The organism is Acinetobacter sp. 24-47-67 (assembly GCF_056779735.1).
The window spans coordinates 255,795-279,628 of record NZ_JBWYIK010000001.1 but is presented as its reverse complement, the minus strand read 5'-3'; the positions used below and the strand labels follow the sequence as shown (position 1 = coordinate 279,628).

Annotated in this window: 21 protein-coding genes; 18 read left to right on the top strand and 3 right to left on the bottom strand. The window is 40.7% G+C overall.

Annotated features, from left to right (window positions below; all coding sequences use genetic code 11):
- The 3 genes from uca (at position 1) to AC1M9K_RS01385 (ending at position 4,957) form a co-directional block, all read left to right on the top strand.
- Positions 1 to 3,621, top strand: a complete 3,621-nt coding sequence (uca, locus tag AC1M9K_RS01395) for an urea carboxylase (protein WP_481588263.1) — start codon at positions 1 to 3, stop codon at positions 3,619 to 3,621.
- 84 nt (positions 3,622 to 3,705) lie between these two features.
- Positions 3,706 to 4,695, top strand: a complete 990-nt coding sequence (locus AC1M9K_RS01390) for a hypothetical protein (RefSeq protein WP_481588262.1) — start codon at positions 3,706 to 3,708, stop codon at positions 4,693 to 4,695.
- 58 nt (positions 4,696 to 4,753) lie between these two features.
- The gene (locus tag AC1M9K_RS01385; protein WP_481588261.1) at positions 4,754 to 4,957 is read left to right on the top strand and encodes a hypothetical protein; all 204 of its coding nucleotides are present in this window, start codon (positions 4,754 to 4,756) and stop codon (positions 4,955 to 4,957) included.
- A gap of 225 nt (positions 4,958 to 5,182) precedes the next feature.
- Here AC1M9K_RS01385 and AC1M9K_RS01380 read toward each other — a convergent pair whose 3' ends face one another.
- Positions 5,183 to 5,560: a winged helix-turn-helix transcriptional regulator gene (locus AC1M9K_RS01380; protein WP_481588260.1), complete on the bottom strand. Its 378-nt coding sequence runs from the start codon at positions 5,558 to 5,560 to the stop codon at positions 5,183 to 5,185.
- A gap of 128 nt (positions 5,561 to 5,688) precedes the next feature.
- On the opposite strand from AC1M9K_RS01380, the gene AC1M9K_RS01375 reads away from it, so the two are divergent.
- From AC1M9K_RS01375 to AC1M9K_RS01330, 10 genes are all read left to right on the top strand, one after another.
- Positions 5,689 to 6,546: an SDR family oxidoreductase gene (locus tag AC1M9K_RS01375; RefSeq protein ID WP_481588259.1), complete on the top strand. Its 858-nt coding sequence runs from the start codon at positions 5,689 to 5,691 to the stop codon at positions 6,544 to 6,546.
- 41 nt (positions 6,547 to 6,587) lie between these two features.
- A complete protein-coding gene (locus AC1M9K_RS01370) occupies positions 6,588 to 7,220 on the top strand; it encodes an NAD(P)H-dependent oxidoreductase (protein WP_481588258.1) in 633 nt (210 codons plus the stop codon).
- 254 nt (positions 7,221 to 7,474) lie between these two features.
- Positions 7,475 to 7,600, top strand: coding sequence for a hypothetical protein (locus AC1M9K_RS01365; RefSeq protein WP_481588257.1), 126 nt, complete (start codon positions 7,475 to 7,477; stop codon positions 7,598 to 7,600).
- Positions 7,593 to 8,036: a CopG family ribbon-helix-helix protein gene (locus AC1M9K_RS01360; RefSeq protein ID WP_035263841.1), complete on the top strand. Its 444-nt coding sequence runs from the start codon at positions 7,593 to 7,595 to the stop codon at positions 8,034 to 8,036. Before AC1M9K_RS01365 ends, AC1M9K_RS01360 begins: the two co-directional genes overlap by 8 nt.
- A gap of 11 nt (positions 8,037 to 8,047) precedes the next feature.
- Positions 8,048 to 9,856, top strand: a complete 1,809-nt coding sequence (atzF, locus tag AC1M9K_RS01355) for an allophanate hydrolase (RefSeq protein WP_481588256.1) — start codon at positions 8,048 to 8,050, stop codon at positions 9,854 to 9,856.
- Positions 9,853 to 10,869, top strand: coding sequence for an ABC transporter substrate-binding protein (locus AC1M9K_RS01350; RefSeq protein WP_481588255.1), 1,017 nt, complete (start codon positions 9,853 to 9,855; stop codon positions 10,867 to 10,869). The genes atzF and AC1M9K_RS01350 overlap by 4 nt, the downstream gene beginning before the upstream one ends.
- A gap of 271 nt (positions 10,870 to 11,140) precedes the next feature.
- Positions 11,141 to 11,389, top strand: coding sequence for a TIGR03643 family protein (locus tag AC1M9K_RS01345; protein WP_481588254.1), 249 nt, complete (start codon positions 11,141 to 11,143; stop codon positions 11,387 to 11,389).
- A gap of 20 nt (positions 11,390 to 11,409) precedes the next feature.
- Positions 11,410 to 12,579: an efflux RND transporter periplasmic adaptor subunit gene (locus tag AC1M9K_RS01340; RefSeq protein ID WP_481588253.1), complete on the top strand. Its 1,170-nt coding sequence runs from the start codon at positions 11,410 to 11,412 to the stop codon at positions 12,577 to 12,579.
- Between the two features lie 2 nt (positions 12,580 to 12,581).
- Positions 12,582 to 13,793, top strand: coding sequence for an ABC transporter permease (locus AC1M9K_RS01335; protein ID WP_035263833.1), 1,212 nt, complete (start codon positions 12,582 to 12,584; stop codon positions 13,791 to 13,793).
- The gene (locus AC1M9K_RS01330; protein ID WP_481588252.1) at positions 13,786 to 14,490 is read left to right on the top strand and encodes an ABC transporter ATP-binding protein; all 705 of its coding nucleotides are present in this window, start codon (positions 13,786 to 13,788) and stop codon (positions 14,488 to 14,490) included. Before AC1M9K_RS01335 ends, AC1M9K_RS01330 begins: the two co-directional genes overlap by 8 nt.
- 91 nt (positions 14,491 to 14,581) lie before the next feature.
- Here AC1M9K_RS01330 and AC1M9K_RS01325 read toward each other — a convergent pair whose 3' ends face one another.
- Both AC1M9K_RS01325 and AC1M9K_RS01320 read right to left on the bottom strand, forming a co-directional pair.
- Complete coding sequence (locus tag AC1M9K_RS01325; RefSeq protein WP_481588251.1) at positions 14,582 to 15,475, bottom strand: ABC transporter ATP-binding protein; 894 nt, start codon at positions 15,473 to 15,475, stop codon at positions 14,582 to 14,584.
- On the bottom strand, positions 15,475 to 16,419 hold the full coding sequence (locus AC1M9K_RS01320) for an ABC transporter permease (protein ID WP_481588250.1): 945 nt from the start codon (positions 16,417 to 16,419) through the stop codon (positions 15,475 to 15,477). The genes AC1M9K_RS01325 and AC1M9K_RS01320 overlap by 1 nt, the downstream gene beginning before the upstream one ends.
- 240 nt (positions 16,420 to 16,659) lie before the next feature.
- On the opposite strand from AC1M9K_RS01320, the gene AC1M9K_RS01315 reads away from it, so the two are divergent.
- The 5 genes from AC1M9K_RS01315 (at position 16,660) to AC1M9K_RS01295 (ending at position 23,797) form a co-directional block, all read left to right on the top strand.
- Positions 16,660 to 17,097, top strand: a complete 438-nt coding sequence (locus AC1M9K_RS01315; RefSeq protein ID WP_481588249.1) for a cation efflux protein, CzcI-like — start codon at positions 16,660 to 16,662, stop codon at positions 17,095 to 17,097.
- A gap of 46 nt (positions 17,098 to 17,143) precedes the next feature.
- Positions 17,144 to 18,463 (top strand): TolC family protein, encoded by a 1,320-nt coding sequence (locus AC1M9K_RS01310; RefSeq protein ID WP_481588248.1) that lies wholly within the window; start codon positions 17,144 to 17,146, stop codon positions 18,461 to 18,463.
- A 1-nt stretch (position 18,464) separates the two neighbouring features.
- Positions 18,465 to 19,682, top strand: a complete 1,218-nt coding sequence (locus AC1M9K_RS01305) for an efflux RND transporter periplasmic adaptor subunit (protein WP_481588247.1) — start codon at positions 18,465 to 18,467, stop codon at positions 19,680 to 19,682.
- Positions 19,672 to 22,815 (top strand): efflux RND transporter permease subunit, encoded by a 3,144-nt coding sequence (locus AC1M9K_RS01300; protein WP_481588246.1) that lies wholly within the window; start codon positions 19,672 to 19,674, stop codon positions 22,813 to 22,815. The genes AC1M9K_RS01305 and AC1M9K_RS01300 overlap by 11 nt, the downstream gene beginning before the upstream one ends.
- Positions 22,816 to 22,891: 76 nt before the next feature.
- Complete coding sequence (locus AC1M9K_RS01295) at positions 22,892 to 23,797, top strand: cation diffusion facilitator family transporter (protein ID WP_092766410.1); 906 nt, start codon at positions 22,892 to 22,894, stop codon at positions 23,795 to 23,797.
- Positions 23,798 to 23,834 lie beyond the last annotated feature (37 nt).

The following is a 23,834-nucleotide window of genomic DNA, read 5'->3' as shown; positions in this document are numbered from 1 at the left end:
ATGACTAAAAAATATGGATTGAATAAAGTTTTGATCGCCAACCGTGGTGCAATTGCGTGTCGTGTCATTCGTACCCTTAAAAAACTCGGTATCCAATCAGTTGCAGTCTATTCAGAGGCCGATCGTGATTCACTGCATGTGACTTTAGCGGATGAAGCGGTGTATATCGGAGAAGCACCAGCCAGCCAAAGCTACTTAAACGTTGAAAAAATCTTAGAGGTTGCTAAACAAACCGGCGCACAAGCCATTCATCCGGGTTATGGCTTCTTGTCTGAAAATGCTGAATTCTGCGACCTATGTGAATCACAGGGTATTGCTTTTATTGGACCAAATTCTGCGCAGATGCGTGCCTTTGGTCTGAAACACACGGCGCGTGAGCTTGCGATTCAAGCCAATGTGCCATTATTACCGGGTAGTCAATTACTTGCAGATGAAGCTGAAGCCTTAACGGAAGCGAATCGTATTGGTTATCCTGTGATGCTGAAAAGTACCGCAGGTGGCGGTGGGATCGGCATGCGCTTGGTCTGGAATGAAGCTGAACTGAAAGATGCTTATGCAACCGTGTCTTATTTAGCCCAAGCCAACTTTAAAGATGCCGGTTTGTATCTTGAAAAATTTGTACAAAATGCCCGTCATATTGAAGTGCAAATTTTTGGCGATGGTCAAGGTCAGGTGATCGCACTCGGTGAGCGTGATTGTTCGGTACAGCGTCGTAACCAAAAAGTGATTGAGGAAACCCCGGCACCGCATATCAATGATGAACAACGTGCCTACATCCAAAATGTTTCCATTCAACTGATGCAGTCGGTAAATTACCGTTCTGCGGGTACGGTTGAATTTGTGATGGATACCGACACACAAGAATTCTATTTCTTGGAAGTGAATACCCGTCTACAAGTGGAACATGGTGTGACCGAGCAAGTCTTTGGTGTGGACTTGGTGGATTGGATGGTGACATTGGCCAGCGGTGATTGGACTGCGCCAACTGAAAAACTCGAATCCAAAGGTCATTCGATTCAAGTGCGTTTGTACGCTGAAGACCCAATTAAAAACTTCCAACCCAGTGCCGGTTTACTGACACATGTTGAGTTTGATGCTAATGCCCGTAATGAAACATGGGTAGAAACAGGTTCAAATGTATCATCATTCTATGACCCGATGATTGCTAAAATCATTGTCACTGCAGATGATCGTGCTTCTGCAATTCAAGCCATGACCGATACTTTGGCGAAAACCTCTGTTGCGGGGATTGAAACCAATCTTGAATATCTACAAAACATCATCGACTGTGAAGTGTTTAAAGCCGGCACACAAACCACACGCTTCTTAAATACCTTTGAGTGGAAAACTCAAAAGATTGAAGTGCTACAAGCCGGCATTCAAACCGCCGTGCAAGATGTCACAGGGCGTTTGGGCTATTGGGATGTCGGTGTGCCACCCTCAGGTGCGATAGATCCATTATCGCTGAATGTTGCAAACCAGTTGCTTGGTAATGCCTATAACACTGCAGGGCTTGAATGTACCCTACAAGGGCCAACCTTAAAATTCCATTGTGACAGCCAAATCGTACTTGCCGGTGGTGATATGCCATCAACGTTGGATGGTGTGTCTGTGCCGATGTGGCAAACTGTCAATGTACGTAAAGGTCAGGTGCTAAAATGTGGCAAAATCGCCACAGGTTGCCGTACTTATATCGGCATTAAAGGTGGTTTGAATGTACCTGAATATCTCGGCTCACAAGCAACCTTTACTTTAGGTCAGTTTGGAGGTCATGCAGGGCGTAACTTACTGATAGGCGATATGCTTCCAATTACGGCATTTAGTTCCGATGAAGTGAAAGCACTTGCACCTGAACAATTGCCGTCATTTAGCCATGAATGGGAAATTGCGGTGATGTATGGCCCACATGGTGCGCCTGATTTCTTTAGCAAAAATGATATTGATACTTTCTTTGCCAATACTTTTGAGATTCACTTTAACTCAAGCCGTACCGGTATCCGCTTGATTGGTCCAAAGCCTGAATGGGCACGTATCGACGGTGGTGAAGCGGGTCTACATCCATCCAATATTCATGATAATGCCTATGCCATTGGTGCCATCGACTTTACCGGTGACATGCCAATTATCTTGGGTCCAGATGGTCCAAGTCTCGGCGGTTTCGTTTGTCCTGCAGTGGTGATTAATTCTGAACTATGGAAACTCGGTCAGCTTAAAGCCGGTGACAAAGTGAAATTTGTCCCTGTAAGCTATCACCAAGCCAAACTTTTAAATGAAAAATATCATGCGCAATTAGAAGCTTCAGATACAGAAGCGGTGGCATTTGATGAGTCTTTCTATCCTGAACTCGCAACTCTAAAAAATGCGGTTCTCGATACCTTAAAAGGTGAAAATGGTGCGCCTGATGTGGTGTATCGTCCTGCCGGCAACAACTACATGTTGGTGGAATATGGCGAATTGGTGCTGGATCTAAACTTACGTTTCCGTATTCATGCCCTCATGCAATGGGTTCAAAAACAGAATATTCAGGGCATTATTGACCTAACACCGGGTATTCGTTCGCTACAAATCCATTTTGACTCGATCAAACTCGATCAGCTTGATTTACTGCGTTTATTGCAAGTGGCTGAAGCTGAATTGCCTGATGTGACCGAGATGCAAGTCCCATCACGGACTGTATATTTACCACTGGCTTGGGAAGATTCACAAACGCAACTTGCCACCGAGCGCTATATGCAAACCGTTCGTCCAGATGCACCGTGGTGTCCGGACAATATCGAATTTATTCGTCGTATTAATGGCTTAAAAGATAAACAAGCTGTGAAAGATGTGGTGTATGACGCAAGTTATTTGGTCATGGGCTTGGGCGATGTTTATCTCGGTGCTCCTGTCGCAACACCACTTGATCCGCGTCAGCGTTTGGTGACGACCAAATATAACCCTGCACGTACATGGACCCCTGAAAATGCCGTGGGCATTGGTGGTGCTTATATGTGCGTGTATGGCATGGAAGGTCCGGGGGGCTATCAGTTTGTTGGTCGTACCACGCAAATGTGGTCACGCTACCGTAAAAATGCTGACTTTGAGCAAGGCAAACCGTGGTTACTGCGTTTCTTTGACCAAATTAAATTCTATGAAGTGTCTGAAGAAGAACTTATGCAGATGCGTGAGGACTTTAAAGCTGGTCGCTTAAAACTGCGTATTGAAGAAGGCGTATTAAACTTAAAAGAGTACAACGACTTCTTAACTGAAAACCAAGAGTCCATTTCGGCATTTAAGTCTGTGCAACAAGCCAACTTTGATGCAGAACGTCGTCGTTGGCATGAGGCAGGACTTGCAGAATACGTGTCTGAAAGCCTTGATATTGTGGATGATAGTGAAGGCTTGGAAGTGCCTGAAGGGGGCTGTGCGGTGGAATCGCATATGCCGGGTTCAATTTGGAAAATTGAATGTCAATCAGGCGATATTGTGGAAGAAGGTGCAACGCTTGCGGTGATTGAAGCAATGAAGATCGAGATTCCGATTGTTGCGCCTGAGCGTATGCGTGTAGATGCGATAACGATTGAAAAAGGGCAAACGGTAAAAACGGGGCAGGTGTTGTTTACGTTGGCGCCAGTTGCTTGATGAGATAGGAATAAAAAAGACCGTCCATAAGGGCGGTTTTTTCTTATAATAGTCAAAGAAATAATTTATAAATTAGGGTTAGTAATGTCTTTTTCCGCACAATTAAAAACTGTAAATAATCAAAATAATGACATCTATCAATTTGTAATCCAATATTTTGCTCAAATATATTTTGACTTACAAAAAGATTCTGATTTTTCTGGGTTGACTAATAATTTTATATTTGCAGATGAAGAAAGCTATCCACTAGCCTTAGATGATCATGGATTAAAACCGAGTGCTGGGAAAGTTGTTGGGGTTGCAATGCACCATATAACTTCAAGTGATAAAATTTCACATCAATTATTTTTTGATATCAGTAAAATATGGGGATTAATATTTTTAAATGAAAAAAATAATGATCTCTTGAATATCAATGAAGCGGATAGATTATTTCAGTTGGAACATGCATTGAATATTTGTTTCCATGAATTAGGACATGTTCATTTTAACAATCGACTTTTAGCTTCAAATTCTAAGCTTGTTCTAGAAAAGGATTTTGACACACGCAATTTATATACTCGATTTCATCATTCAACCCAAAAAGCATGTATAAATGAATATCTTGCCTGTCTATATGCATCCTCCTCAATTAGAATTAACCAGCCCGAAACTTATAGATCACTTCAAGATAACGTATTAATCCATTTTAACGATTGTCCAAATGAAGTAGAAAATGCATTCAAAAAATTCTATCAAACAGGTAATCATGGTGTTTTGATGAATGAAATTTATATGCCTATTGCCGTTTTATTAAAATCATGTTCCTACTTTCTTGGTCATATTCATGGATTAAATCAAAAATTTACAGGAACTGATTTATACCACAAACTAAAAGATACTTGGTTTATTGACCATATTCTTCAACTCGAAGAAGTCTTATCCGATGCATACGATAAAATACGAAATGATGCATTTGAAGATTCTAATTTAAATAAAATTGCTCCATTACTAGATAATATTGTTAATCTATTTGGAATAAAAGCTACTCCTACACAAGAGCAAGATGATGTATATGTAACAATTATTGGTTGATTAAAACGCATTTTTTCTAGCTTTTCATACCCAAAAACGACTTAAAGAGATTTCAAATATGGGTAAAAAATTACAAGATCTTTTGAGCAATCGTAGTTCTGAAAGTCAAAAGCGAATTATGGAAAATGCAAAAATAATTTTGAACGATTGTCTTTGGGAAGATGTGCATTTAACAAAACTAGCAGAAAAAGCTAAAGGGCAAAAAACGATTAAACTCACTTTAGACGAGCTACGAGCTCGAGTTCATAAAAACCACGCTTAAAAAGTTTGATAAGCTTAATCCAAAAAAAGTGGAACAGTTTATTCGTAATATGATGCCATTTTAGACAATCCCTAGATTCCGAAAAACAAACTCAGTGGATCGGTTGATTTGTGTAAGGTAAAACTCAGGTCGCCAGGCTATCGTTTGATTTAGCAAAGCATTGATTCAAAAATAGTGGTATTGGTTTTAGATATAGACAGCCGTGATACGATTTATAAATAATAATTATTTCAAACTCTCTTTATGCTCTTGTCCCCAAACCGCCATTTGTACCATCAACTTTTCTAATCTCCGACCTGATGGCGTCAGATCATACATTGCAGTTGTTTTACCTGTAATTTCATCAAGAGACTCAATTTTTTCAACAACATTGTTCAATTCAAGTTCTTTGAGCTCTTTAGAAATCATTCTTGGTGTAATGCCTTGCAGCAGACGTTCAATCTCATTAAAACGGCGTGGCTGTTTAATCATGGTTGCAACAATCGCAAGTTTCCATTTGCCATTAATGACGTTCATGGCATTTTTAAGCGCCACAATAAACATCAAATTACATTGGTCATCCTCGCTTAATGTTTCTGCATTCTCTTTCATAAAATCAGCCATCTATCCTCCCATCTCGTCATAAAATTTAATCAAATGAAATCCTAAATTCACTATACAACAGTATAGTGATCTCGTTTTTTAACTCGCCTATAAATTACATCATTGCAAAAATAATCCAAGGTTATTGAATGATTTTAGTTACTGGTGCTACTGGCCATTTAGGGCGAAGTGTAGTGCAACAATTAAAGCAACAGCTACAAAACAATGAATTTGCTGTATTGGCGAGAAACTTAGAAAAAGCCAAACCTTATGTCAATGAACATATTGAAGTCCGTGAAGGAGATTTCAATCAACCTGAAAGTTTAGTCAAAGCCTTTCAGGGTATCGACAAGCTACTTCTCATTTCAACGATGGAAATGAATCGCTTTGAACAACATAAGAATGTCATTGATGCTGCGCGTGAAGCAGGTGTTCAACATGTGTATTACACAGGTTTGTCCATTCAAAATATTGAAAATTCAGCGGTGAAGGATTTGATGATCAGTCATTTTCAAACTGAAGATTACCTCAAAGCAAGCGGACTGAAATATACACTCCTACGCAACACCATGTATGCAGAAGCGATTCCACAAATTATCGGTGAGGGAGTAATCGATACAGGCATCCAGCTCTCTGGAGGTGCGGGAAAAGTGCCTTATGTGCAAAGAGCAGAGTTAGGAGAAGCAATAGCAAATGCCTTAATTCAAAATGATCATGAGAACAAGGTCTATGAGTTAGTCGGCAGCCAAGCTTATAGTTATCAAGATATTGCTGATGAGCTAAGTCAACTCAAAACAATACCAGTGGAATATCACGATCTCACTGAAGAAGCCTATCAACAGTTCTTAAAAAGAATCGGTTTGCCCGAATTTCTGATCTATCTCACACATGGCACAGTCGTAGATATTAAACATCGACAGTATGAAGTTCAAAGCCAAGATATAGAACAACTTTTAGGTCGTCCAAGCCAATCACTCAAATCAATGTTGGCGAGTTTATACGCTTAAAGAATTAAAAATATTCACATTTAAACATTATAGGTAAATACATGAAATTATTAGAAGCTTTACAGTGGCGTTATGCAACCAAACAAATGACTGGTGAAAAACTACCGCAAGAATTAGTCGATCAAATTCTTGAAGCTGCGCGTTTAGCACCGACCTCAGCGGGCTTACAACCGTTCCATATTATCTCGATCAGCAACCAAGAACTTAAGGAGAAAATTTCACCAGTTGCATTGAATCAACCACAAATTACCCAGTCATCGCATCTTTTGGTATTTACGGCTTGGGATACGATTCCAGACGAGCGTATCGATGAACGCTATAACGCAATGAATCGTGAGCGTCATTTACCTTTAGATACGACCATGGATGTGGTGCAAAACTTAAAGAACCTGTTCTCGACGTTTACTGAAGAGCAGCAATACCACCATACTGCAAAACAAGCACATATTGGCTTTGGTATGGCAATTGCGGCAGCAGCTGAGTTAGGTGTAGATGCAACGCCAATGGAAGGTTTTGATAAAGACGCTCTGGATGAATTATTAGGTTTAAAAGCAAAAGGCTTAAAGTCTGTGGTGCTATTGGCACTAGGTCGCCGTAACCCAGAAAAAGATTGGTTAATTGGATTGAAGAAATTCCGTATTCCACGTGAGGAGTTCGTCACTGATATCCAGTAAAGTATTTCATTAGAACAAGAAGACAAAATAATAACCATTCGAGTTGACCGTCTATCTCCAGAAAGGCGGTCTTTTTGCATTTCTGAACATTGAACAAATCAAGTGCACAATTTTGATTCATGCACATTTTTGAATCTTTCCGACGACTTTTTTTCTAGCTCTCTTTTATATATCTCAAGAAAAGTTTTGGCACGTTTTCTGCATTTACTAAGTCTTACCAATTCTTTTTTTTGTAATACCTAGAGGTGCTGCAGATGATGACAAATCAATCCAAACAATCGAAGCATCCCATCCTTCAATTCTTCATTGAACTGATGAGTGTCCGTGCGGGTTTACACCTACAACAATCTCAAAAACCTAAGGAGCTCAAACGTGCCTAAACAGAAGCTGGCGCGGATCAGCATCACTTTACCTGAAAATACATTGCAGGCTATGGATCAAAAAATTGTAGATCAACATTATGAAAGCCGATCTCAAGCCATTGTTGACATGATTAACCACCATTTGATCAATGACCTTGTTAGCCGCAATGAAGTCATGGTCGGTACTTTAACCTTATTGTATGACGTCAGTTTAAAGCCATTAAGAACACAACTTATTGATTTACAGCAACAGTTTTTGACTCAGGTGATTAGTTCACTACATATCCAATTAGATGATGACAAAGTCATGCAGGTGATGTTGATGCAAGGGGTCAGCAGTGACCTAAAAGCCATAAGTGAGCAATTTAAAGCATTAAAAGGGGTAATTAAGGGGCATTTAGAGCTGATGGATGCAGTCATGCCACCTATTCCTCAAAATTCGGAACACGTATAAGGAGCACCGCCGTGCAGACATTATGGACTATACAAGATTGGCAGCAGGCTTATGCAAATCAAACTATTCAGCTGAATGACTTAAAGCGTTATGTTGCTGAATTATCCAATGATGATCACGCTTGGATATCAGTAGCCAGTGCCGAGCAAATACAGGCGCAGATTGATGCATTAGCCCATCAGGATATCGCTGATCTTCCGTTATATGGTGTGCCATTTGCTGTCAAAGACAATATTGATGTTGCTGGATTCTATACCACTGCGGCGTGTCCAGATGCTGCTTATTTAGCAATGCAAGATGCAACCGTCGTGGCTAAGCTTAAATCTGCTGGTGCAATCGTGGTGGGCAAGACCAATCTAGATCAATTTGCCACGGGATTGGTTGGCGTGCGTTCACCCTATGGGGCTGTAAAAAACAGTTTCAATCCGGATTATATTAGCGGTGGATCAAGCTCTGGCTCAGCGGTTGCAGTAGCAAATGGATATGTACCATTCGCCCTCGGTACTGATACAGCAGGTTCTGGCAGAGTTCCCGCGGGTTTCAATAATATTGTCGGACTCAAACCAACCAAAGGCTGGTTTTCAGCCACAGGTTTAATCCCTGCATGTCGAAGTATTGATGTGATCTCAATTTTTGCAACTCAAGTAGACGATGCTTGGGCGGTAGCGCAATTGATGCAAGGTTATGATGCGACCGATGCTTATTCAAGACAGCATCCGAGAACAGTCCCGACACAATTTTCGAAGGGCAAGATTGCAATCCCAGATCACTTAGAATTTTATGGTGATACTCAAAGTGAGCAAGCATTTCAAACAGCCATTGCTCGAATGAAATCGCTCGGATTTCAAGTTGAAGAGATTGATTTCACAGTATTTAATCAATTGGCTGCTGCATTGTATAACCGCTCATGGGTTGCGGAGCGTACGCATGCCGTCGAACACAAAGTTCGACGTGAGCAATGTCATCCGGTAATTAAGCAAATTATTGATCAAGCTGATCACTTCAATGCTGTAGATGTGATGCAAGATGAGTATCAGCGTGCAGAATGGGCTAGGCAGATCAATCATCAATTAGAAAATTATGATGCGTTGATGGTGCCAACAGCTCCTACGATTTATCGCATTGCAGATGTTGAAGCAGATCCGATCCAAAAGAATTCGCATATGGGGGCTTATACGAATTTTGTTAATTTTGCTGATTTATCTGCATTGGCACTTCCGAATGTCATCCGTGATGATGGTTTGCCAAGTGGTATCACCCTAATTGCTGGCGCTTGGATGGATCAAGCTTTGGCACACTTCGGTCAGCAATGGCAAGCGACTGCAGGATTAAATTTAGCAACGTCAAAGCAAGGCTATCAAATTCATAAATCAATAGGATCTGAGCACACCGTTAAATTGGCAGTGGTGGGAGCACATCTTACAGGCATGCCGCTGAATTTTCAGTTAACGGGCAGACAAGCCACATTAGTTAAAAAAACGCGTACTGCGCCGTATTACAAACTATTTGCTTTAAAAAATACTCAGCCACCTAAGCCGGGGCTACAACGAGATACTTCAGGTCATTCTATTGAAGTGGAAGTGTGGGATGTACCAAGAGCATTGTTCGGTGACATTGTTGCTGAAGTCCCAGCACCACTTGGTATTGGCAATGTACAACTTATTGATGGAACATGGGTGAAAGGCTTTATATGTGAAAACCATGCTTTAGCAGATGCACTTGATATCAGTCACTTTGGTGGATGGCATGATTATATTCAAGCCTCAAATTTTACCAATACTAAATTTAAGTGCACGAGCATTGGTGAGGTGGTGCAATGAAAACGATGGTCTGGGGAGTCATTGGAACTGCACTGTTATTCGTGGGTTGTGATAAAACCGCAAAAATTCCAGAACCAAGTCAACATGCTCAAGCCGAAAAATCAATGCAACCGATTCGGATTGGTTACAGTGATTGGTCGGGATGGGTGGCATGGCAAGTTGCTATTGAGAAAGGGTGGTTTAAAGAAGCTGGATTAAACGTAGAGTTTAAATGGTTTGATTATTCAGCCTCTATGAATGCTTTTGCAGCAAACCAATTGGATGCGGTTTCTGTTTCTCATGGGGATAATTTGGTCATCGCCTCAGGTGGAACACGTGGCATTATGATTTTAGCAACTGATTATTCATCAGGGAATGATGTCATTCTTGCAAAAGAGGGCATTCATAGTGTGGCAGATCTTAAGGGTAAAACGATTGCAGTCGAAAAAGGGCTGGTCGATCATAATTTATTAAATACCGCACTTTCAGATCAAAATATATCAGCCAATGAAATCAAACTGATTAATGCAGCAACCAACGAATTACCCCAAGTGTTTAGCAGCCCAGATGTGGATGCCATCGCTGTATGGCAACCAGTAGCAAATCAAGCTTTAAAAAGCGTAGCTGGGTCCAAAATCATCTATAGTTCTCAAGATAAACCAGGATTGATCTATGATACGTTGACGGTAAATATGACGCATTTATCTAGACATCAAGCAGAGTGGAAAAAAGTGCTGCAAGTATGGGATCGAACCGTCAAATATATTCAAGACCCTGAGACGAGAAACGATGCTTTGATGATTATGTCTAAGCGTGTTGGTGTTGAACCTGAGCAATATGAACAATTTATTCAAGGCACACATTTGTTGGATCTTGAGGCAAATCAAAAGGTATTTAAACGCTCTTCAACTTTAGATTCTATTTATGGATCAACTTATCATGTCAATAAGTTTAATCTTGAAAATGGAGTTTATACGGTAAAACTAGATATTGATGGACTGATTTATCCAAAATTGGTTGAGTCATTTAAATAAAAAAAAGCCCAGTGCAGAGGGGCTTGCACTGGGCACAAAGTTGGACTGAATGATTGGTCGGTAGAGCAACAGAGTTGCCTACCTTGTATGGATTAAGAATAGATAAAAATGAAAAAACTAGGAAACGGATTAAAATTATAAAATCAATCGTTTTATGCGATTAATGCATTAGCGTGTATGAAGTGTCTATAAATCCACAAAAAATCACATATTTTTCACGAATGAACAATTAACATCGAAGTTTAATGCGTATAAAAAAGGATCATGTGCGTTGTATACAACAGCTGATATTTCTAGAATCATTGAAATGGCATGGGAAGATCGGACACCCTTTGAAGCCATTCTGCTGGAATACGGATTAAACGAAAGTGCAGTTATTCGATTGATGCGACAACAATTAAAAAAAAGTAGTTTTGAAATCTGGCGTAAACGTGTTGCGGGGCGGAATACCAAGCATCTTCACAAGCGCTCACCAGATATTTTAAGAGCTTACTGTACTCGACAATATAAACCGAAGTAGGCCTATTGGGAGATAAAGCTTTGCGTATTTTAAAACAACGAAAATGGTGGATTCTCATTCTGCTTATTTCGATGGGTGGGATATATTTCATTTTCCGTTGGTGGCAAGGTCCTGTAGTCGAAACTTACCTAATCGAAGAAAAACCACTGATTCAAACAGTGGTTGCTTCAGGTCGTGCTGAAAATGTAGTACGTAGTGAAATTGGGAGTGAAATTTCGGGTGTGGTGATTGAGCGACGCGTGCAAGAAGGTCAACGAATAGCAGCAGGAGATGTACTGTTAATTATTCAATCTGATGATTTAAAAGCACAAGTCCGTGAAGCAGAAGTTGCGCTAGAGGAATTGCGGAAAATTCGCTATCCACAAGCGCAGGTTGAATTGAAAACGGCAGAATTCCAATTACAACAAGCCAGTCGCGAAGCAAGACGTCGTCAGCAAACGGAACCGGGAGTGCTTTCTGTTGAAGAAAAAGAACAAGCTTTAGAAGCTGAACGCTTAGCCAGAAATCAATTATCTGCGGCAAAACTGAAGGCGCAAAGCCTTGCTCCAGGTCAAGTGGAAGAAAAAACCTTAAGTGAAAGATTAAATGCACTACGTGCCCAATTGGCAAAAAGTGAAATTCGGGCACAAGTATCGGGTACGATCTTAACGCGTGAAGTCGAAAAAGGGGATGCGATTCAACCTGGAAAGGTGCTCTTTACAGTCGCAGTTGATAGTCCAACGCAAATTAAAGTGGCGGTGGATGAGCAAAATTTACCTTATCTGAAATTGGGTCAAAAAGCGGAAGTGATTGCAGATGCTTATCCAGAGCAAGCATTTCCAGCTGAAGTTAACTTTATTGCACCTAATATTGATCCTCAACGTGGTACGGTTGAAGTAAAATTGGCGGTGAATTCTGTACCCAATTTTTTGAAGCAAGATATGACAGTCTCAGTGAATGTCGAAACAGCACGTCGAAATAAAACCAAAGTAATAGCCAATGACGCGCTTATTGACCCTTCAACCACGCAAGCTGAAGTTATGGTGGTAAGAGAGGGCAAGGTCCAACGTCAATCTGTAAAATTAGGGTTGCGTGGGACTGCCATGTCTGAAATCTTATCAGGGTTGGATCACAATGATCAGGTCGTTATTAAGCCTGATCAAGTAAAAGCGGATCAGCGTGTCAGAACTAAGCAGGTACAAGCACTTTGAAGATGAAGCGTTTATGGACCAATTGGCTCATCGCTGTTGGGTTTTTACGCGAAGGTCGCAGTCAAACACTGATGATTATTGGTGGTGTTGCTATTGGTGTTGCCGTTATTGTCTTTATTAGTGCATTAATTCAGGGACTTCAGTCCAATTTGATTGAGCGTACGTTGGGCACTCAGGCACATATTAGTTTACATGCACCAGATGAGGTCAATCGCGTCGTTAAAGTGCCTGAGGGCGTAGCACACATCATCCATGAAGATCAAAGGGCTCAAAGACTCAAGTCGATCAATAACTGGCAAGAAGTTCTTGAAAATCTAGACAATATCAAGACGCTCAATGCCGTTTCTCCCATGGTTTCAGGACCTGCACTGGTAAAACGGGGGGAAGCGATTCAGTCAGTTGCGATTATGGGGATTGATTTACCACGGTATCAACGTATTGTACCTTTGCAAGAGTATCTAAAAACTGGTCAGCTTCGTTTAAAAGCAGATGATGTACTCATCGGAAGTGAGTTGGCCAAAGACCTTGGTGTGCGCGTAGGCAGTAAAATTCGCGTTGATAACGGTCAAGATATTAACGCCGTCATGAATGTAACGGGTATTTTTGAACTCGGGGTAAAAGAACTAGACTCACGCTATATGTATATCGATCTAAAGCGGGCACAGTCTTTATTGGGTTTGCCGGGTGGGGTTACCATTATTGATCTTCGTATTTCTGATATTTTCTCCGCAGATCAGGTCGCAACTCAAATTCATCGTCTCACTGGATTAAAAGCTGAAAGTTGGATTGAAAGTAATGCGCAATTGATGAATGCGATTTCAGCGCAAAGTCTTTCAACCAATATGATTATTATATTTGTTGGAATATCTGTTGCATTTGCGATCGCCAGCGTACTCTCCATTACAGTGGTACAGCGTACACGTGAGATCGGAATCTTGCGTGCGACAGGTGCGAGCCGAGAACAAATTTTGATGATCTTTCTCATTCAAGGTGCGATTTTCGGCTTACTTGGTTCTATTGTCGGAATCCTGACCAGTTATGCATTGGTTTGGTCATTTAATGAATTTGGCCCAGGATTATTCTACATTCCAATTTCACCTTATTTGATTGGATCCGCTTTATTACTTGCAACATTGAGCGGTTTAATTGCAGCGGCGATTCCTGCCCGTCGTGCAGCGCGTTTAGATCCTGTGGAGGCAATCCGTCATGTCTAATGATGATGAAGTACTGCGTTTAGAGGCTTTGAAAAAGTCTTATAATATTGGACAACCCAATGAAATTGAAGTGCTGCATGGGATTGATTTTGCCATACATCGTCAAGATTTTGCTGCGTTAATTGGACCTTCTGGTTCAGGTAAAAGTACGTTATTAAATATTTTAGGTTTGCTGGATCAACCCACCAGTGGTGAAATTTATTTACTTGGTCAACCAACCAGTCAAATGGAAGATCAACAAAGAACGGAATTGCGTGGGAAGAGCATTGGATTTGTGTTTCAGTTTCATCATTTGATTCAAGCGTTCACCGTTATTGAGAATGTTTTGATGCCTCTAATGTTGGCGCATGGCAAACCCAATCAACAAGCTTTGGATCGAGCACATGATTTGTTAAAAGCGGTAGGATTGAGTCAATTTGCACAACGAAAAGCCAGTCAACTTTCTGGTGGGCAGCAACAACGTGTCGCAATCGCCAGAGCTTTAATCACTCAGCCTGCTTTACTCCTCGCTGATGAACCTACAGGTAATCTAGACAGTCAAACAGCGAGCGAAGTCTTTGAGCTGTTTCGTGAAGTAAATGAGCAACAAAATTGTGCGGTATTGTTAGTGACCCATGATCCACGATTATCCGCTACATGTGATCGAACCATTCAATTGGTAGATGGGCGAATTGAGCGTGATGACATGAAGTCGTGATTAATCCAAGTCTGCATTTAAAATGGTGTGGTCAAAAGGATTGATGTTGTATGCTTTATCCTGACCGTTTGTGTGATCAGGATATAGCGTCTTATTTAGAATGACTGACCTTGGTCATTCTTGGAATTTTAGGTAAGTCGGCGAGTGCTGGATCAAGTTCATCTTCTTCAGCATGTACCAAAGCATCTACACGTTGTCTTAACGATTTAAATTTTTCAGTGAGCATCAATTCATGCTGACGTGGTCTTGGTAGATCAACCTCAATGATTTCCTTAATTTCGCCAGGATTGGCCTTCAATGCCACAATCCGATCGGCCAGTAAAATTGCCTCGTCCATATCGTGTGTCACAAAAATAATCGTGATATCGATATTGGCCCAAAGATCGATCAGATGCTTTTGCATTTTTTGACGCGTATGAGGATCTAAAGCCCCAAAGGGTTCATCCATTAAGAGAATTTTTGGCTGATTCACGAGCGCGCGAGCGATGGCAACGCGTTGTTTCATCCCTCCAGAAAGTTCATGAGGGTATTGCTGCTCAAATTTTTCAAGTCCGATAATGTTGATCCATTCACGGGCTTGCGCCTCAGCTGTAGCATTGCTGGCACCTCGCATGAGTGGACCAAACATGACATTTTCTTTTACCGTTTTCCATGGAAACAGTGTGTAGCCTTGGAAAACCATGCCACGCTCTGGACTCGGTCCTGTGATGGTTTCACCGTCTACCAGTAATTCACCACTGGTATATGGATCAAGACCTGCCACAATACGGCTAAAGGTAGATTTACCGCATCCTGAAGGACCAATAACACAGATAAATTCACGTTTATGAATTTTTAAATCTAAAGTATTTAAAATGGTGCGCTCAGTTTTTCCGTGGCTAAACTTTTGGGTGAGATTTTTTGCTTCTAAAATGACGGGACGAGCGTAAATTTTGTCAAAGTAAGCGCGGGCATCAAAATCTGAGGGTTGAAGTGCTGAAGACATTAGCGAACTCCCGTTTTCCATTTAAATAATTGCTGTCCAAGTTTCATTAAAATCACGTCGCAAATCAGACCAATCAAACCGATAATCAAAATTGCGGCAAAAACATTGTCAAAGTTTTGATAGCGAGCTTGTTGAGTGATGAACCACGTGATACCGGATGTACTTCCTATGAGTTCTGCAACGATTAAATAGGTCCAAGCCCAACCTAAAAGTACACGAAGGTTTCGATAAATTTCTGGGAGTGCAGCAGGGATGACCACATAAAATAAACTTTTGATTTTATTAGTTCCTAAGGTGAATCCAGCTTCAATAAGACTGCGGTCGACCAGACGGGTGGTATTGGCAATAATCAGAATTTGTTGGAACAAGGTACCAATCACAATAATGGCAATTTTAGGTGCGTCATTAATGCCCAAAATCGCAACAGCAAGAGCGCCAAAGGCTGGTGCAGGCAGATAGCGAAAGAACTCTACAAAAGGTTCAGTTAACTGAGAAATTTTATGAGAAAAACCGCAAAGAATACCCAAAGGAATCCCGATCAAAGAAGAAATAAAAAATGCGGTAAACACCAGTTTAATGCTGTGCCATAAACTTTCATGAAACCATGGTGCATTTGCTTGAGCGGGTGGCGTTGTAAATGCGGTCACTAAGGCTGTAGCGACTTCATCTGGTGCGGGTAGGTAAATGGGATTGACCAAAATTCCCCGAGGTGGTGGCAGTCCTTGATCGACTGCCAATTGCGCTTCAGCATAATAAACTTCTCTACTGACACGGCTATCGAATTGTAAAAATGTTGTGCTACCAGAATCTGTGATTTGAACTTGGGGATGCCAAATAAAAGGCAAATAACTCACTGCACACCAGATTAAAATTGGAATTAAAAACGATCCAAAACCAAGCAAAAATTTATGCTTTTGACTCAATTCTCGTGCAACATAGCTCATCGTTGCCACCTCAGTAATACAAAAAATAAAATTCGTATGATTAGGTTGCAAAATCGATGCCATTTTCGAAGCGTGCTTTAAAAGCGCTAAATTTTTAAGTTTTCATTCATTTTTCTTATGTACATTCTTTCAATATCAAGGTTTCGATCATCAAAATATGATGGAGAATTACAACTCTTCACTTGATGGTGATCACTATCACGTTTTAAATGCAGATAGAAAAGATGAGAGCCTGCTTAAATGAGATCGGCTAAATTTGTGACATTCTTAGCATGTATGTTCATGTTCCAAAGCCTTTGGAATGTGGCGGCGGCTTTTTGTGTTCATGAAAGCGACTCAACATCGACACAAAGTTTTCACTTTGGTCATCATCAACCTGTACTTTGCCAAGCCGATCTTTCAAATAAAAGTCCGAAGTCCCAAATTGAAAAAGGCTTCGTGCTTGGTGATGATCAAAGCGTGACGCTAGAAGAAAAAGCGCAAATCGATTTTTTGGATCATCAAGATCATCTGCCGTCAATGTCTCAGTTTATTCTTGCTGTAAACGAGAATTTGCCTTCGTCACAACACATCGAAAAGATTTACCAAAATCACTTTCTTTGGATTAATGCCTATCAATCGCCTCATTTAGGTAAAATCCCTCCGCCTCCTGAATTAACCCCGCTATTGGTGGGGTAGCCTAAAAATTTCCCACCACTTATTTTTAAATTAGTGGGAAATTCACATGTCTTTTAAATTAAAACATTCCATTCGATTATGGCTGGTTTTAGGTTCGCTTAGTTTGGGTGCAAATGCTCAAGCAATGACAGTCAATTCGCTTGAACAAGCACTGGTTCAAGTGTCTCAATATCAACAATCAGAACAGATTTGGCAGCAACGACAAGAAATGTCAGAACTTGCAGTCAAGCAAAGTGGACTTTGGCAAAACCCGACTATCAATCTCTCTCGAGATGGCTTTGGCTCGAATCAAGATCAAGAGTTAAGTCTAGGTATTAGTCAGCCGATCGACATTTTTGGTCAAAGACGGATTCAAAAAAATATAGCGCGTTTGGCTGGGCAACAAAATGAATTGCGAGAAAAGTTGTGGGAAGCACAAAGCCAATTAATCGTGAAGTATGCTTGGTCACAGTTTTTAATTTCGCAATCTGAAGCGCAAATTCAAAAGTCTCAACTGCAAGTCAGTCGTGAAACTTTAGACAGCGCTAAAAAACGATATCAGGCAGGAAGCATAGCCTTAGTTGAGTATGAACGAGCGCAGATTGAAGCGGCAGAAAATGAACGCAATTATCAGCAAGCCATTTTAAATAAGGAAATTGCAAAACGTAATCTTTCTAATCTCTGGGGAGAAACTGAAGCAGAGGTGAAGGTTGATTCAAATCGGATTTATTGGCCTGACCAAGTTGAACAGAATGTTCAAAATTATATTTCTGCAGGTTATTTAGAAAAGCTTTATGCACTCAATGTTGTGCAGGCTAATCAACGAATTGAGCAACTTAAAGTAAAAGCAAAACCAAATCCAAATTTGAATGTAGGAATGACGCGAACAAAAGCGCCCAATGAGACAAACGATACTAGTTTATCTGTGGGTGTCGATATTCCGTTCAATATTTTTAATCGTCAGCAATACCAAATTCCGCTTGCTCAACGTCAGCAATCTCTACTTGAGCGTCAACAACAAAGAGAACTCAAACAACAAATTTTAGAGATTGCAAACTCATTTCATCAGGTGCGTGGCTTAAAGCTTCAATTTGACGCTGTACTGAGACAAAAAGATTTGTCTGAAAAAGTACAGATGCGCTCTTTGCTCGGTTTTAAAAATGGAAAACTTTCAATCACTGAGGTGCAACAAGCAACGACACAATTACAAAATATTCGGCTCAGTCAAATTCAGCTCTTAAGAGAGGCATGGCAAACCGCACTAGCTGCTGAGGCATTAAGTATTGGTACCAGTTATGAACAAATTAGTCGTTCGGATGCCTATACCCAATTACTCAAAGATGCTGTGTCACAGTCAGAAAATTTCATCAATATAGGGGCAGAATAAAATGAGATCTATACAACAAGGAAAAATAAACCAAGCATTCCTCATCGCCCTCATTATTGTGGTGACCGTAGTTTTCGGGATTTGGATTTTTTTCAAAGATAATAAGAAAACAGCAATTGTTGAGAGTGAAGAGCAAGCTGAAACGTCGAATGGCGCAGAAGCTGATCATGCAGAAGAAGGTGAGATTGAACTCACATCTAAACAGCTAGTCGAACATAGTATAAAAATAGAATCAGCTCAATTAGGTGCAATTCCGCGATACACAAACTTGCCTGCAAAATTGATGGTAAATACAGATCAGCAAGCGCATATTTCCCCTAATTTTGCTGGTCATGTTGAGCAAGTGAATGTGGCACTGGGACAAGAAGTGACTAAAGGTCAAGTACTTGCAGTACTAAGTGTCCCAGAACTTATTGACCAACAAGCGAATTTGAGAATGGCGCAATCCAATTTAGATTTGGCACGTCAAGATTTGCAGCGTGAACAACAGATGTGGTCGCAGGGGATCTCCGCAAAACAGGATTTGCAACGTGCTGAAAATGCATATCGTCAAGCACAAATCACAGTGCAAAGTGCCAATGCACGTTTACAAGCTTTGGGTGCCTCAGCAGGTTCGAATGGTCGTTTTACCATTCGTTCGCCAATCTCGGGCGTGATCAGCCAAAAAGACATTGTGGTGGGTGAAAATGTGCAACTTGCAGATCAGATTTTCATCATCGAACAATTAAAAGATTTATGGCTCGAATTTGTATTGCCTGCAGATGCGAGTAATCAAATGCGTGCACAACAAAATATTCAATTCAAATCTTTACAATCAGGTCAGACCTATACAGCAGTTGTGCAATCGTTAACGTCGCAAGCAGATGCGCAGACTGGTCGCTTGATTGTTCGCGCTAAAGTTCGAGGAAAGGCAAGTGAGTTAAGACCAAATCTGATGGTAAATGTTGAACTTCAAAGTCCCGATGCATCGAATGTATTACGCGTTGCAAAAAATGCAGTGCAACAAATCGGAGGTAAATCAGCAGTATTTATTGTTACAGAACAAAAAAATGGAAAACTCCACTTTAAAGCACAACCCATTGAAGTAGGTGAAATGTCTTCAGATAGTCAATGGGCAGAAATTAAGTCTGGTCTTCAAACGGGGCAAAAATATGTCAATCAAGGCAGCTTCTTACTGAAATCGGAGTTAGAAAAAGGAGAAGCTGACCATGGGCACTAATCATGACATGCCGAAGGCTGAAGGGCTATTTGAGCGAATTATTCAGTTTTCAATTCAACATGCGATTTGGATCATGCTGTTTGCCTGTGCTTGGATTGCTGTTGGAATTTATAGTTATCAAAAATTGCCAATTGATGCAGTTCCAGACATTACCAATACACAGGTTCAAATTAATACCCAAGCCAATGGATTTACTGCGCTCGAAGTTGAGCAACGCATTACGTTTCCAATTGAAAATGCCATGGCGGGGATACCAGATCTTGAATTAACACGTTCGATCTCTAGGTATGGTTTATCTCAGGTCACCATTGTTTTTAAAGATGGCACAGATATTTACTGGGCACGTCAACAAATCAATCAGCATGTGCAAGAGGTTCAATCCGAATTACCTGATGATATCGCACCTACCATGTCTCCAGTATCTACGGGACTGGGTGAAATTTATCAATGGGTATTAAAAGCAGACCCAAAGGCTAAAAAGCCTGATGGTGCTTCATACACAGCAATGGATTTACGCGAAATTCAAGATTGGATTGTGCGTCCACAATTGCAACGCGTAAAAGGCGTTGCAGAGGTGAATACTATTGGAGGATTCAATAAAACTTATGTTGTTTCGCCAGACTTGAATCGTATGCAGCAATTACAAGTCAGTTTGACGCAACTTCAACAGGTCCTCACTGAGAACAATGAAAATCGTGGAGCAGGATTTATTGAAGATGGAGGTCAACAACTGACAGTACGAGTTCCTGGAACACTGAATACGATACAGGATATTGAAAATACAACGGTGGTTACCTTGAATGGAAATCCTGTCCGTGTTTCAGATATTGCTTCAGTGTCGATCGGACATGATCTTAGAACAGGTGGTGCGACCAATAATGGAGAAGAAACCGTACTCGGCATCGCCATGATGATGATGGGTGAAAACAGCCGTAGTGTTGCACAAGCTGTTGATCAAAAAATTCAAGAAATTCAAACCACACTGCCCGAAGGCGTAAAAATTGAAACTGTTTACGATCGTACCACCTTAGTCGAGAAAGCCATTAAGACAGTTCAAAAGAACTTAGTCGAAGGTGCGATTTTGGTGATTGTGATTTTATTCATTTTCTTGGGAAATATTCGAGCAGCTTTAATTACAGCATGCGTGATTCCACTTTCGATGTTATTTACATTATCAGGTATGGCACAGCAAAAGATTAGTGCCAACCTTATGAGTTTAGGTGCGCTAGATTTCGGAATTATTGTAGATGGCGCGGTGGTAATTGTCGAAAACTGTATTCGCCGATTAGCTCATGCCCAAGAACAGTTAAGACGACCTTTAACACGTTCAGAGAGATTTAAAGAAGTATTCCTTGCTGCTCGTCAAGCGCGCCGTCCTTTAATTTTTGGTCAAACGATTATTTTAGTGGTGTACTTGCCCATATTTGCTTTAAGTGGTGTTGAAGCAAAAATGTTTCACCCTATGGCACTTACCGTAGTATTAGCTCTTATTGCTGCGATCATTTTATCCATCACTTTTGTTCCTGCTGCAGTTGCTTTATTTGTAACAGGTGAAGTAAAAGAAACTGAAAGTAGATGGATGTTATGGTTAAAGCAAAAATATCTAAAAGCATTGGATATGACTTATTTATATCGAACGGTCATGTTAACGCTCGCAGTTAGTATTTTGGTTTTAACAGGGTTGTTGGCTACACGTCTAGGAAGTGAATTCGCACCGCAATTAAGCGAAGGTGATTTTGCTATTCAACAAATGCGTTCACCCAGCACCAGCTTAGAAGAATCATTAAGAATGCAGGAAATGACTGAGAAACTTTTGCTTCAAAATTTTCCAGAAATTAAAAATGTTTTCGCACGAACGGGTACTGCTGAAGTGGCTACAGATGTGATGCCACCCAATATCTCAGATGGATTCATCATGTTGAAACCTCGCCAAGAGTGGCCGAATCCCAAAGAAAGCTTAGATGATTTAAGGTCACGTATTGAAACTTTTTTGGAGACTTTGCCTGGCAACAATAGTGAATTTTCTCAACCCATTGAACTGCGTTTTAATGAGCTCATTTCCGGGGTGCGCAGTGACATAGGTATAAAAATTTTTGGCGATGATATGCAGGTGTTAAATGATGAAGCTGCCAATATTGCCAAGATTGTGCAAAAAATCAGTGGCAGTACCGCAGTCAAAGTAGAACAGACTTCAGGTTTACCCTTATTAAATATAGACGTAAATCGTTCTTTAGCAGCGCAATATGGTCTTTCGGTTCGTGAAATACAAAATTTAGTCGCTTCAAGTATCGGTGGTCAACAAGTCGGTGAAATTCTACAAGGCGACCGCCGTTTTGATTTTGTTATTCGACTTACTGATCAAGATCGGACAGTCATGGGGATTGCACAATTACCCATACAACTCCCCAATGGTGGGACAGTAAGACTGGCAGATGTGGCTACAGTTTCAAATATTGATGGTATGAATCAGGTGAGTCGTGAAAATGGCAAGCGTAGGATTATTGTGACGGCAAATGTTGAAGGGCGAGATCTGGGTTCATTTGTCCAAGAGTTGCAATCTAGCCTCACGACATATGCATTACCGAGCGGCTATTGGATTGAGTATGGTGGACAGTTTGAGAATTTGGCATCTGCCAAAGCTAGAATGACTATCGTGATTCCATTGGCTTTGATTACGATTTTTATCCTGCTGATGGCTGTATTCAAAAATATAAGAGAAAGTTTATTGGTCTTCACGGGCGTACCCTTTGCTCTCACGGGTGGAGTCTTATTTTTATGGTTACGTGATATTCCTATCTCAATGTCTGCCGGTATTGGTTTTATCGCTTTATCAGGTGTCGCTGTTCTGAATGGACTGGTTATGTTGACCTTTATTAAGGAGCTAAGAAGTGAATACAGTTTAAAAGATGCCATTTGGCAAGGTGCAATGTTGCGATTACGTCCTGTGCTGATGACTGCTTTTGTGGCGTCTTTAGGATTTGTTCCAATGGCGCTTGCTACGGGTACGGGTGCTGAAGTACAGCGACCGCTTGCGACAGTGGTTATCGGTGGAATTATTTCATCCACCATACTGACGCTACTACTTTTACCTGTATTGTATAGGTGGATGAATCAAGCAAAAGCAGAACAATAAATTAAACAATAACATTATGTATATGAATCAGAAGCCTCACTTTATTTTAAGTGAGGCTTCTGATGAGGAGTATAAAATGGGTAGTTCGCATAATCATGATCACAGTCATGTGGAAGTCAGTAAAGACAACGCAAAGAAACTAACTTTTGCTTTAGCCTTAACCACGACATTTTTAATTATTGAAGTTGTTGCTGCATTTATTACTCAAAGTTTAGCTTTGCTGTCAGATGCTGCACATATGTTTACTGATGCTGCTGCTCTAGCCATCGCGTTGGTTGCAATTAAGATTGGTCAAAAGCCTGCAGACAATAAGCGAACTTTTGGTTACCAGCGATTTGAAATTTTGGCAGCTCTATTTAATGCGGTGATGTTATTTATCGTTGCAATTTATATTTTGATAGAAGCGATTCATCGATTAAGTAATCCTCCTGAAATTCAGAGTGTTGGAATGATGATAGTCGCCGTCATTGGCTTAATCATTAATTTAATTTCGATGAAGATTCTTTTTTCGAGTAGTAAAGATAGCCTCAATGTCAAAGGTGCATATCTAGAAGTATTAAGTGATGCACTTGGTTCTGTAGGTGTGATCATCGGTGCTGTGATTATTTATTTTACAGGCTGGGTACTTATTGACACGATTATCGCAGTCCTGATCGGATTTTGGGTCTTACCACGTGCTTGGATTCTCGCCAAGCAAAGTGTAAATATCCTACTTGAAGGTGTGCCTGATGAGATTGATATTGAAAAGCTCCGTACAGATTTATTATCGCTTGAAGGAGTTAAGGACATTCACCAATTAAAAGTTTGGGCGATCACATCAAAAAAAGTCATGCTCACAGTTCATTTGGTTGCACCGAATGTCGATCCTAAACGTTTACATCAACAAGCTTTTGAAATGTTAAGTCATGATCACCATATTACTGAAATGACCTTGCAGATAGAAGATGATGCATATCACCATGAACTAGAACATCAGCATTAAAAAAAGCCCCGAAAAGCGCTTTTTTACATATAGAGAA